Origin of the sequence: Pseudomonas sp. BAY1663 (assembly GCF_000582595.1) — a bacterium.
In the GTDB taxonomy this organism is placed as follows: domain Bacteria; phylum Pseudomonadota; class Gammaproteobacteria; order Pseudomonadales; family Pseudomonadaceae; genus Stutzerimonas; species Stutzerimonas stutzeri_AF.
On sequence record NZ_AZSV01000114.1, the window covers coordinates 1 to 11,737 of the forward strand.

General features: G+C 67.1%; 12 protein-coding genes and 1 pseudogene. 12 read left to right on the top strand and 1 reads right to left on the bottom strand.

The annotated features are described in order from the left end of the window. The 9 genes and pseudogenes from BAY1663_RS20610 to BAY1663_RS20640 form a co-directional block, all read left to right on the top strand. A partial coding sequence (locus BAY1663_RS20610; protein WP_037044506.1) for a LysR substrate-binding domain-containing protein occupies positions 1–281 on the top strand: 281 nt, incomplete at its 5' end. A gap of 83 nt (positions 282–364) precedes the next feature. Further along, positions 365–811 carry an Lrp/AsnC family transcriptional regulator gene (locus BAY1663_RS20615; RefSeq protein ID WP_037044509.1) on the top strand — a complete coding sequence of 149 codons (447 nt, stop codon included), beginning with the start codon at positions 365–367 and terminating at the stop codon, positions 809–811. Positions 812–1,169: 358 nt separating this feature from the next. Then, positions 1,170–1,931 carry a TRAP transporter substrate-binding protein gene (locus tag BAY1663_RS20620; protein ID WP_218186692.1) on the top strand — a complete coding sequence of 254 codons (762 nt, stop codon included), beginning with the start codon at positions 1,170–1,172 and terminating at the stop codon, positions 1,929–1,931. A 26-nt stretch (positions 1,932–1,957) separates the two neighbouring features. After that, positions 1,958–2,266 (top strand): hypothetical protein, encoded by a 309-nt coding sequence (locus tag BAY1663_RS24850; protein WP_256206914.1) that lies wholly within the window; start codon positions 1,958–1,960, stop codon positions 2,264–2,266. A gap of 13 nt (positions 2,267–2,279) precedes the next feature. Further along, the gene (locus BAY1663_RS24855; protein WP_218186693.1) at positions 2,280–2,570 is read left to right on the top strand and encodes a TRAP transporter small permease subunit; all 291 of its coding nucleotides are present in this window, start codon (positions 2,280–2,282) and stop codon (positions 2,568–2,570) included. A 35-nt stretch (positions 2,571–2,605) separates the two neighbouring features. After that, positions 2,606–2,791, top strand: coding sequence for a TRAP transporter small permease subunit (locus tag BAY1663_RS24860; RefSeq protein WP_218186694.1), 186 nt, complete (start codon positions 2,606–2,608; stop codon positions 2,789–2,791). A gap of 26 nt (positions 2,792–2,817) precedes the next feature. Further along, positions 2,818–4,112 (top strand): annotated as a pseudogene (locus BAY1663_RS20630) (TRAP transporter large permease subunit). Positions 4,113–4,129: 17 nt separating this feature from the next. Beyond that, positions 4,130–4,966 carry a sulfite exporter TauE/SafE family protein gene (locus tag BAY1663_RS20635; protein ID WP_037044510.1) on the top strand — a complete coding sequence of 279 codons (837 nt, stop codon included), beginning with the start codon at positions 4,130–4,132 and terminating at the stop codon, positions 4,964–4,966. Between the two features lie 9 nt (positions 4,967–4,975). Beyond that, entirely contained in the window at positions 4,976–6,562 is a 1,587-nt protein-coding gene (locus tag BAY1663_RS20640) for a gamma-glutamyltransferase family protein (protein WP_037044512.1), read from the top strand. Positions 6,563–6,587: 25 nt separating this feature from the next. Here BAY1663_RS20640 and galE read toward each other — a convergent pair whose 3' ends face one another. Continuing rightward, on the bottom strand, positions 6,588–7,631 hold the full coding sequence (galE, locus tag BAY1663_RS20645) for a UDP-glucose 4-epimerase GalE (RefSeq protein ID WP_037044514.1): 1,044 nt from the start codon (positions 7,629–7,631) through the stop codon (positions 6,588–6,590). 421 nt (positions 7,632–8,052) lie between these two features. On the opposite strand from galE, the gene BAY1663_RS20650 reads away from it, so the two are divergent. The 3 genes from BAY1663_RS20650 to BAY1663_RS20660 all read left to right on the top strand — a co-directional run bounded on the left by BAY1663_RS20650 (position 8,053) and on the right by BAY1663_RS20660 (position 11,737). Beyond that, positions 8,053–9,237 (top strand): glycosyltransferase family 1 protein, encoded by a 1,185-nt coding sequence (locus BAY1663_RS20650; protein ID WP_037044515.1) that lies wholly within the window; start codon positions 8,053–8,055, stop codon positions 9,235–9,237. Further along, positions 9,225–10,430, top strand: coding sequence for a UDP-galactopyranose mutase (gene glf / locus BAY1663_RS20655; protein ID WP_037044517.1), 1,206 nt, complete (start codon positions 9,225–9,227; stop codon positions 10,428–10,430). The genes BAY1663_RS20650 and glf overlap by 13 nt, the downstream gene beginning before the upstream one ends. 170 nt (positions 10,431–10,600) lie before the next feature. Beyond that, positions 10,601–11,737, top strand: a complete 1,137-nt coding sequence (locus BAY1663_RS20660; RefSeq protein ID WP_037044519.1) for a beta-glucosidase — start codon at positions 10,601–10,603, stop codon at positions 11,735–11,737.

An 11,737-nucleotide genomic window follows, 5' to 3' on the forward strand; every position in this document is an offset into this window, starting at 1 on the left:
GGCCGCGCTGGGCGCGCGGCAACGGCCTGGAACCGGCGCAGCTCCGGCTGGGGCAGAGCTTCGAACACCTCTATTTCCTGCTGGAGGCGGCGCTGGCCGGCCTCGGCGTGGCCATCGCCCCGCAGCAGCTGGTGGCCGACGACCTGGCCGCCGGACGCCTGCTGGCGCCCTGGGGCTTCGTCGAAACCGAGGCGAAGCTGGCGCTGTGGGTGCCAACGCGACGCATGGACCGCCGGGCCGAGCAGTTGGCCGAATGGCTGACGCGGGAGATGCAAGGCTAATTCCCGGGACGCAGGCAGGGCGCCCGGCGCGGCTGGCATGCAACACGCATCCCATGCCTCCTCTGCGCCACGGAAACCCTGCCATGAACAAGCTGGACAATGCACTGCTCAACATTCTGATCAAGGACTCGCGTACGTCCTTCGCCGATATCGCCCGCCAGTTGAACATTTCCCGCGCGCATGCCCGTACCCGCGTGCAGGCACTGGTGGAAAGCGGGGTGATCGAGAAATTCACCGCCGTGGTCAACCCGGAAAAGCTCGGCAAGGGGATCTCCACCTTCATCGACCTGACCGTCGCGCCCGCGGCCATCGAGGCGGTGGCCGAGCGGCTGGCGGGTACCGTGGAGGTGGTCAGCCTGTACATCATGAGCGACCTGAAAAGCCTGCATATCCATACCCTCACGGACAGTTACGAGACCTTCGACGCTTTCGTCCGCGAGCACATCTTCAACCACCCGGAAATTCTCACGGTGGATTGCAAGGCCCTGCTAACGCGGGTGAAGCACCGCCGCGGTGGTGCTCGGTTATGAGACCGACGACGCCTTATAACGGGGCCTGGCGCCTCTTCATGGTGCGTAGCTGACATTCGCTAGCCGTGACGGCTCGCTAATGTCCGATCGAATCGAAGTGGTTTCACCAAGCTGACGAATGTATCGATTCGGCAGGTCGTTCCGCCGTTTCGTCACGAAGCCGATGCCGCGGATGCGTATTTTTTGTGCAACCCAGTGAGCGGTCGATTTTTTGGAATCCAAGATAAATCATTAAAAATCAATAATTTATAAAGATATTGGGGCTGGCACGGCTGTTGCTCCAGGGCTTGCGCACGACTTTACATCCGATAGGCACCCCGCCGATTGGAATCACGGACTGTGCAACAGGAGATCCGTCATGAGCCTCAACCGTCGTAAATTCCTCGGTGCTGGAGCCGTAGCCGCCGGCGCCGGCCTGGCCCTGGGCGCCCCGGCGATCGCGACCGCCGCCAGCGACAAGACCTTCAATTGGAAAATGACCAACGCCTATGCCCCGGGCTCGCCGTTCTATGTCCAGGGGCCGGGTAGCCCGACAGATTTCTGCAAGCGGGTCGAGGCCATGTCCAATGGCCGGCTGAAAATCCAGCACTTCGCTGCTGGCGAGCTGATTCCGGCGCTGGAGGGCTTCGACGCCGTGTCCAGCGGGCTGGTCGAGATGAATGCCGCCAACGCCTATTTCTGGGCTGGCAAGATCCCCGCCGCGCAGTATTTCACCGCCGTGCCCTTCGGCATGAACACCCAGGGCATGAATGCCTGGTTGTATAACGGCGACGCCCTGAAGCTGTGGGAGGAGCTCTACGAGCCCCATGGCCTGGTGCCGATGCCGATGGGCAACACCGGCACCCAGATGACCGGCTGGTTCCGTCAGCCGCTGGACGGCGTCGACAGCCTCAAGGGCCTGAAGATGCGCATCCCCGGCTTGGCCGGCAAGGTCTACAGCGAGCTGGGCGTCGCCGTGCGGCTGTTGCCCGGCGGGGAGATCTTCCCGGCCCTGGAGCGCGGGGTGATTGATGCCGCCGAATTCGTCGGCCCTTACCAGGATCGCCGCATGGGCCTGCACAAGGCGGCCAAGAACTACTACACCACGGCTGGCACGAGCCGACCAACGTCACTGAGCTGATCATCAACAAGAAGGCCTGGGAGAGCCTGCCGGCCGACCTGCAGGCGATCGTGCGCATCTGCGCCCAGGCCTGTAATGCCGAGAGCCTGGCCTGGTCCGATGCGGTCAACGCCGATGCGCTGGAAGACCTGGTGAGCAACGAGGGGGTGATCGCCAAGCCCTTGCCGGGCGATATCGTCACCCGCCTGCGCGAAGTGACCCAAGACACCCTGGCCAGCATGGCTGCGGCCGATCCGACGACGCGCAAGGTGCATGACCACTTCATGGCCTTCCGCAAGAAATACAGCTCCTGGTCGGCGACCGGCGAGAAAGGTTTCCTGGATCTGGGGGCCTGAGGTGATGTTTGCCGTGATCAACCGCCTGGAGCAGTTGGTCGAGACCCTGGGCGGCCTGGCACGCGGATGCGTGCTGGTGCTGGTCCTGCTGGTTTCGGCCAACGTGCTGATCCGCTATGGCTTTTCCGTGAGCCCGGTGGCGCTGCAGGAGCTGGAGTGGTTCCTGATTTCACCCATCGCCATGCTTGGCATCGCCTACGTGCTGAAGCATCGCGCCGACGTGCGGGTGGATTTCATCTACGAGAAGTTCCAACCGCGCACCCGCGCCGCGGTGGATCTGTTCAGTGCCTGGCCACTTGCCTGATCGGCCTGTTCCTGGCCTGGGTCTGCTGGCGCTACATGATGCAGTCCTACCAGATCAGCGAAGGCTCGCCGGATCCGGGGGGCTTGCCGCATCGCTATCTGGTCAAGGCTTTCCTGCCGCTGGGGTTCGCCCTGTTCGGCCTGCAAGGCATCGCTGATACCCTGCGCGCCCTGCGGGGCCTGCTCGCTCCCCAACCCATGCCCGAGGAAGCCTTGCCGTGAGTCCCAATGAATGGCTGGCGATCCTGATGGTGTTCGCCTTTTTCTCGATGATGATGGTCGGCGTGCCGGTGGCCATATCCCTGGCCGTATCCGGTTTCGTCGCCGGCCTGATCGGCTTCGGCCCGATGCTTTTCAGCCTGTTGCCGGCCCGCATGTTCGGCGTGGTCAGCAACTACACGCTGCTGGCGATACCGCTGTTCACCTTCATGGGCGTGATGCTGGAGAAATCCAGGGTTGCCGAAGACATGCTGGAAACGGTCGGCCAGGCCATGGGCGGCCTGAATGGCGGCATGGGCCTGGCCATCGTGCTGGTGGGCGTGCTGCTCGGCGCCTCCACCGGGATCGTCGGCGCCACCGTGGTCACCATCGGCCTGCTGACCCTGCCGGTGTTGCTGCGGCGGGGCTACAAGCCGAGCGTGGCCTGCGGCACCATCTGCGCTTCTGGCACCCTCGGGCAGATCATTCCGCCGAGCCTGGTGCTGATCCTGCTGGCCGACATCCTCGGCGAGTCGGTGGGTTCGATCTTCGCCGCGGCGTTCATCCCCAGCCTGATGCTGGCCGGAGTCTATGTCGCCTACATGCTGCTGCTCGGCTGGCTGCGCCCGCAGTGGGTCCCGGCGATCCCTGCCGAAGAGCGCGCGCTGATCAGCCGCAAACAGTTGCGGCAGAACATCGCCAAATCGGTATTGCCGCCGCTGCTGCTGGTGGTCTGCGTGCTCGGCTCGATCATCGGCGGGCTGGCCGCACCCACCGAGGCTGCATCCATCGGTGCCCTGGGCGCCTGGTGATTGCCGGCTGCGCCGGCCGGCTGAACCGCGACACCCTCAAGCAGACCCTGCACGGCACCCTGAGCATCAGTGCGATGATCTTCCTCATCCTGCTCTGCTCGCAGCCCTTCTCCCTGGCCTTCCGCGGCCTGGGTGGCGAGGCGCTGGTGCATGACCTGTTCGACCTGCTGCCCGGCGGTGAACTGGGAGCGATCCTGTTCCTCATGGTGCTGTTGTTCGTGCTCGGCTTCTTCCTGGAGTGGATCGAGATCTCCTACATCGCCTTGCCGATGTTCCTGCCGGTGTTCATGGGCTATGGCACCGATATGGTCTGGCTGGCGATCTTGGTGGCGCTGAACCTGCAGATGTCGTTCCTCACGCCCCCCTTCGGCTGGTCGCTATTCTTCCTCAAGGGGGTGGCGCCGCCGGGCATCAGTACCCGGGACATCTATGCCGGTGCCCTGCCTTTCGTCGGGCTGCAGATCCTGGCCGTGGCCCTGGTGTTTTGCTTCCCGACTCTTGCCACCTGGTTGCCCAAGGCCGTCGGCTGGTAATGCCTGGAGAATCGATCATGGAATTCTTTTCTACCTACAGCCCGCTGTGGCTGGCCGGGCTGGTCAGCGCCCTGCTGTTGACGGGGGCGGTAGCCGGCATCCTCGCCGGCCTGCTTGGGGTCGGTGGCGGCATCGTCATCGTGCCGGTGCTGTATCACCTGTTCACCCTGCTCGGCCTCGATCCCGAGGTGCGCATGCACGTGGCCGTCGGGACCTCGCTGGCGGCCATCGTGCCGACGTCGATCATCTCGGCACGCGCCCATTACCGGCGTGGCGGCCTCAAGCCGGAGCTGCTCAAGCCATTGATCCCCGGCACCCTGATCGGCGTGCTCATCGGTGCGCTGCTCAGCGGCTACCTCAGTGGCCAGTTGCTGGCGGCGATCTTCGCCGTGATCGCCCTGCTGGTGGCACTGAACATGGCTTTCGAGCGCAACCTCAGCCTGCGCGACGGCCTGCCCGGCGCGGCGGGCACCGGGGTGCTGGGAGTGCTCATCGGCAGCCTGTCGACGCTGATGGGCATCGGTGGCGGCACCCTCAGCGTGCCGATCCTCAATGCCTGTCGCACGCCCATGCATATCGCGGTCGGCACCGGCGCGGCCCTGGGGGTGGTGATCAGCCTGCCCGGCGCGTTCGCCTATCTGGTCAACGGTCTGGGCGCGAGCCACTTGCCGCCGGCCACCCTGGGTTACGTCAACCTGCTCGGACTGGCGCTGATCGTCCCGGTGACCATGCTCACCGCGCCCTGGGGGGCCCGTATCGCCCATGCCATCAACGCGAGCCTGCTGCGCCGCCTGTTCGCTCTGTTCCTCGCCCTGACGGCTGTCCGCATGCTGTTCGGCGCTTTCTCGCTCTAAGGATCGCTCATGCTGAAAAGTACCCACGCCACCCGCGGCATCTTCGTCGCGCCCCATCACCTGGCCGCCCAGGCCGGCCGCGATGTGCTCAAGGCCGGTGGCAATGCCGTCGAAGCCATGGTCGCCGCGGCTGCCAGCATCGCCGTGGTCTATCCGCACATGAACGCCATCGGCGGCGACGGCTTCTGGCTGATCCATGAACCGGGCAAGGCGCCTGTGGCCATCGATGCTTGCGGTAGCAGCGCGGCCCTGGCCAGCCGCGACTTCTATGCCGGCTGCGAGCAGATTCCCAGCCGTGGGCCCAAGGCGGCGCTGACCGTGGCCGGCACCATCGGCGGTTGGGCCAAGGCTCTGGAGGTGGCCGCCGGCTGGGGGAACCCGTTGCCGTTGCGCGACCTGCTGGGCGAGGCCATCGGCCAGGCACGTGGCGGCATCGTGGTCAGCCGCAGCCAGGCGCACCTCACGCGGGTGAAGTTCGACGAACTCAAGGATGTACCCGGCTTCGCCGACGTCTACCTGACCGACGACGGGCAGGTGCCGAGCGAAGGTAGCCTGATGAAGCAGGCTGCCCTCGCCAGCACCCTGGAGCAGTTGGCAGAAAGGGGCCTGGATGACTTCTACCGGGGCGAGCTGGCGGCCAGCATGGCCGCCGAACTGGAGCGGTTTGGCAGCCCGTTGCGCCTGGCCGATCTGCAGGCCTACCGAGCGCAGCTGGTTACCCCGCTGCAGGTACGCCTGGGTGACGCGACGCTGTACAACATGCCGCCGCCGACCCAGGGGCTGGCCTCGCTGCTGATCCTTGGCGTGTTCGAACGCCTCAAGGTGGCCGAGGCCGAAGGCTTCGCCCATGTGCATGGGCTGGTGGAGTCGACCAAGCAGGCATTCATGATCCGCGATCGCGTGGTCACCGACCCGCGCAGGCTGCCGGCCGATCCTCAGGAATTCCTCTCGCCTGCGAGCCTGGATGCCCTGGTGGCAGCGGTCGATCGAGACAAAGCCTTGGAATGGCCTCGCCCCGCTGCCCCGGGCGACACCATCTGGATGGGTTGCATCGACCAGCAAGGGCGCGCGGTGAGCTTCATCCAGAGCGTGTACTGGGAATTCGGTTCCGGCGTCGTGCTGCCCTCCACGGGCGTGGCCTGGCAGAACCGCGGCATCAGCTTCTCCCTCGATCCCAAGGCGCTGCAGGCGCTGGAACCGGGCCGCAAGCCCTTCCACACCCTCAATCCGGCGCTGGCGCTGTTCGACGATGGAAGGGTGCTGAGCTACGGCACCATGGGCGGCGAAGGCCAGCCGCAGACCCAGGCCGCGGTGTTCAGCCGCTACCGTCTGGGCAGCGATCTGCAGGCGGCGGTCACGGCGCCGCGCTGGCTGCTGGGCCGCACCTGGGGCGACGTCAGCACCAGCCTGAAGCTGGAAAATCGCTTCGCGCCGGAGCTGATCGAGCAACTGCGCGCGGCCGGGCACGTGGTCGAGGTGCTGGACGAGGCCTTCAGCGACACCATGGGCCATGCCGGAGCATTGCTGCGCCACCCCACTGGCGTACTCGAAGGCGCTGCCGATCCGCGCAGCGACGGCAGCGTCTGCGGCCTCTAGCCGGCTGCCGCTGCGCCGAGGCGGTTCAGCTGGCCAGTGCCGCCGGCGCCTTGCGTTCCTCGGCGTAGCCGCGCGGATTGCGGCTCTGCCAGCGCCAGGCATCGGCGAGCATGGTCGTCAGGTCTTTCTCGGCGCGCCAGCCGAGTTCCCGCCAGGCCTTGCCCGGGTCGGACCAGCACTGGGCGATGTCGCCGGCGCGGCGTGGCTTGATCACGTGCGGCAGCGGCCGGCCGGTGACCGCCTCGAAGGCGGCGATCATCTCGCGCACCGAATGGCCCTGGCCGGTGCCGAGGTTCCACAGCGAGACGCCGTGCACCTGTTCGAGCCGCTCCAGCGCCTTGAGATGACCCCGCACCAGATCGACCACGTGGATGTAGTCGCGCACGCCGGTGCCGTCCGGGGTCGGGTAATCGTCGCCGTAGACGTTCAGCTGCTTTCGCCGGCCCACCGCCACCTGCAGCATGTAGGGCAGCAGGTTGTTCGGCACGCCGTCGGGGTCCTCGCCGATCAGCCCGGATTCATGGGCGCCGATCGGGTTGAAGTAGCGCAGCAGGCCGATCGACCAGCGCGGGTCGGAATTGGCCAGACCCTTGAGCACGTTCTCGGCCATCAGCTTGGACTGGCCGTAGGGGTTGGTCGGCACCCCGGTGGGGCGTTCCTCGGTGATCGGCATCAGCGGCGACTCGCCGTAGACGGTGGCCGAGGAGCTGAACACCAGCCGGAAGATGCCCGCCTCGGCCATCGCCTGGCACAGCGCGATACTGCCGCTGACGTTGGTCTCGTAGTAGCGCAGCGGTTCGCGCACGCTCTCGCCGACCGCCTTGAGCCCGGCGAAGTGCATCACCGCGCTGATCGGATAGGCGGCGAACAATGCGTTGAGCAGGGCGCGGTTGCGCACGTCGCCCTTGACGAAATGCAGCGGCCGCCCGGCCAGTTGCTCGACCCGGTCCAGCGCCAGCTGCGAGCTGTTGCACAGGTTGTCCAGCACCAGCACCTCATGCCCGGCCTGCAGCAGTTCGAGCACCGCATGCGAGCCTATGTAGCCAGCTCCACCTGTCACCAGAATCATCGTCTACCTCCGAAATTCGCAGTTTTTTCGCACACGTTCGGGACACTGCGGCTGGCCGGGCTGGCGCTGCATGAGTCTCCGTGATCGGGATCGGCGTAACGGAACAGAACGGCGACGGCGGGCTGCGCGCGGGTTCCGATGCCGGGTCTACTGGCGTCCTGCAGATAGGGACGGAACAACCTCCGGCCAAGTTCCATCGATCCGCCAGCCGGGCGGCCGTGGCCCTGCCATCGGATGATTGGCGGGAACCCGCAACGCCGCTTGCCGTCCATTACCGGCAGGTGGCGTTGCGAGCCGGGCCCCGAATGCCCCGCGGCGCGCCGTGACGACACGCCTTACGCAGGGCTGCGCTGGCTTTTGAATGTGCCGAGCGTCCGGGCTGGAACCGCCGGGGACGCCGCCGCTCGAAACGAGGTGCCAGATGAGCTGGGCCGGCCCTTTCCAATACGACATCGGCAAATCCCGCGATGCGCGGCAGGCGCCGGCCGAGGTGGTCTTCGACGAGCAGGTGCCGACCCTGCTGTGCCTGTCGCACCTGCGCTGGAGCTTCGTCTACCAGCGCCCGCAGCACCTGATGTCGCGCTTCGCCCGCGACTACAACGTGCTGTTCCACGAGGAACCGATCCCCACCGAGGACGCCGAGCCCTGGCTGGAGGTGCGCCCCGAGGAGAACGGCGTGCAGGTGCTGATCCCGCGCCTGCCGGCCGGCTGCGAGGGCGAGGAGGCGGACCGCGCGCAGCGCCGGCTGCTCGACGACTACCTGCAGCGGCTCGGCGTCGACGAATTGCTGCTCTGGTACTACACGCCGATGAGCCTGGCGTTCTCCGGCCACCTGGCGCCGAGCCTGATCGTCTATGACTGCATGGACGAGCTGTCGGCCTTCCGCGGCGCGCCGCCGCGGCTGATCGAGCGCGAGGTGGAGCTGATGTGCCGCGCCAACCTGGTCTTCACCGGCGGCCACAGCCTCTACGAGGCCAAGCGCCAGCGCCACGACAACGCCCACCCGTTCCCCAGCAGCGTCGACGTCGAGCACTTCGCCGCCGCACGCCGGCCGCAGCACGACCCGGACGACCAGGCGGAAATCCCCCATCCGCGCCTGGGCTTCTACGGCGTGATCGACGAACGCCTCGACCTCGCGCTGATCGAGCGGGTCGCCGCGGCGCGGCCGGACTGGCAGATCGTGCTGGTCGGCCCGGTGGTCAAGCTCGACCCGGGCGAGCTGCCGCGGCGCGACAACATCCACTACCTGGGCGGCAAGACCTACGACGAGCTGCCGCAGTACCTGGCCGGCTGGGACGTGGCGATCATGCCCTTCGCGCTGAACGAATCGACCCGCTTCATCAGCCCGACCAAGACCCCCGAATACCTCGCCGGTGGTTGCCCGGTGGTGTCCACGCCGATCACCGACGTGGTGCGCACCTATGGCGACACCGGCATCGTGCGCATCGCCGACGGCGCCGAGGCCTTCGTCGCCGCGGCCGAAGCCGCGCTGGCCGACGCCGGGGACCGCGACCGCCTGCTGGCCACGGCCGACGAAATCCTCGGCGACATGTCCTGGGACCACACCTGGAGCCTGATGAAGGAGAAGATGCAATGCGCGATCTGAGCCCGCAGGACGGCAACCCCGAACACCTCGGCGGCGCCGCCGGCGATCGACCCGCCAGCGCGGGACGCGGCTTCGACTACCTGATCGTCGGCGCCGGCTTCGCCGGCAGCGTGCTGGCCGAGCGGCTGGCGGCGGGGCTGAACAAGCGCGTGCTGGTGGTCGACCGCCGTCCGCACATCGGCGGCAACGCCTACGACCACTACGACGAGGCCGGCGTGCTGATCCACCGCTACGGCCCGCACATCTTCCACACCAACTCGCAGCGCATCGTCGACTACCTGTCGCGCTTCACCGAGTGGCGGCCCTACGAGCACCGCGTGCTGGCGCAGGTCGGCGACCAGCAGGTGCCGATCCCGATCAACATGACCACGCTGAACACGCTCTACGGCCTGAACATGAGCACCGAGCAGGAGGCGGCGGATTTCCTCGCCAGCCGCGCCGAGCCGGTAGCGGACATCCGCACCAGCGAGGACGTGGTGGTCAATGGCATCGGCCGCGAGCTGTACCAGACCTTCTTCCGCGGCTACACGCGCAAGCAGTGGGGGCTCGACCCGTCGCAGCTGGACAGGTCGGTCACCGCGCGCATCCCCACGCGCACCAACACCGACGACCGCTACTTCACCGACAGCTTCCAGCAGATGCCCAGGCACGGCTACACGAAGATGTTCGAGAAGATGCTGGAGCACCCCAACATCGAGATCATGCTCGACACCGACTACCGCGCGATCCGTGACGAGGTGCGGTACGACCAGCTGATCTTCTGCGGGCCGATCGACGAGTACTTCGACTACCGCTTCGGCAGGCTGCCGTACCGTTCGCTGAAGTTCGAGCACAAGCAGCTCGACCAGGAGCAGTTCCAGGCGGTGGGGACGGTCAACTATCCCAGCGAGGACGTGCCCTACACGCGCATCAGCGAGTACAAGCACCTCACCGGCCAGGTCCATCCGAAGACCAGCGTCACCTACGAATACCCCTCGGCCGAGGGCGATCCCTACTACCCGATTCCGCGGCCGGAGAACGCCGAGCTCTACAGGCGCTACCAGCAGCTCGCCGAGGCGACGCCGAACGTCACCTTCATCGGCCGCCTGGGCACCTACAAGTACTACAACATGGACCAGGTGGTGGGGCAGGCGCTGGCCGCCTACAAGCGCATCGAGGAGGCCGAGCGCGCCCTGGCGCCGGTGGCGGGTTGAGATGCGATGAATGGCGTAGTGGAGGTGAGGTGGTGGGGTGGAGTCCGCTCGTTGGGCTTCGCTTCGCTCAACCCAACCTACGTGACATGCAGGTTGGGTTGAGGAACGCAGTGACGAAGCCCAACACACCCCACCGGTCCCCGACACGACACAGAGGTAAACGATGCACCATCAGCCTGTTCGACAGTTTCTTCCTCGGCGGTTTCGAATGCTCGACCCATCGTCGCGGCGATGGCCGCCGGCTCGACCTGCTGGCCGCCACCGGCCATGACCGCTGGGCCGCCGAGGACTACGCCGCGCTGCGCCGCCACGGCATCCGCACGGTGCGCGACGGCCTGCGCTGGCACCTGATCGAGCGCCTGCCCGGCGAGTACGACTGGTCCAGCTTCCTGCCGCAGCTCAGGGCGGCGAACGCCGCCGGCACCCAGGTGATCTGGGACCTGTGCCACTACGGCTGGCCGGACGACCTGGACATCTGGCGGCCGCGCTTCGTCGAGCGCTTCGCCCGCTTCGCCGCCGCCGCCGCGCGGCTGCTGCGCGAGGAAAGCGACGCGCCGGCCTTCTATTCGCCGATCAACGAAATCTCCTTCTGGGCCTGGGCCGGCGGCGACCACGGCATCTTCAACCCGCTGGGCCGGGGCCGCGGCGCCGAGCTCAAGCATCAGCTGGTGCGCGCCAGCATCGCCGCCATCGAGGCGATCCGCGAAGTCGATCCGCGGGCGCGCTTCGTGCAGATCGACCCGGCCATCCACATCGGCGCCCGCAACGACCGGCCCGGGCCGCAGCGCGAGGCGGAAAACGCCCGCCAGGCCCAGTTCGAGGCCTGGGACCTGCTCTGCGGCAAGGCCTGGCCGGGCCTCGGCGGCAAGCCGGAATACCTCGACATCGTCGGCATCAACTACTACGCCGACAACCAGTGGTACCTCGGCGGGCCGACCATCGAGCGCGGGCACCCCGACTACCGACCGCTGCAGGGCATCCTCGGCGAGATCCACCAGCGCTACGGGCGGCCGCTGCTGATCGCCGAGACCGGCGCCGAGGGCGACCTGCGCGGCGAATGGCTGCGCTACGTCAGCGAACAGGTGGGCATCGCCCTGCAGCGTGGCGTGCCGATCGAGGGCATCTGCCTCTACCCGGTGCTCGACTACCCCGGCTGGGACGACGAGCGCCACTGCCCGACCGGGCTGTTCGGCTTCGCCGACGCCAACGGCGTGCGCGAGCTGCACGCCGGCCTGGCCGACGAGTTGAAGCTGCAGCAGACGCGCTTCGCCGCGTTCGAACCCGGGCGGCGCCTGGCGCCGGCATGA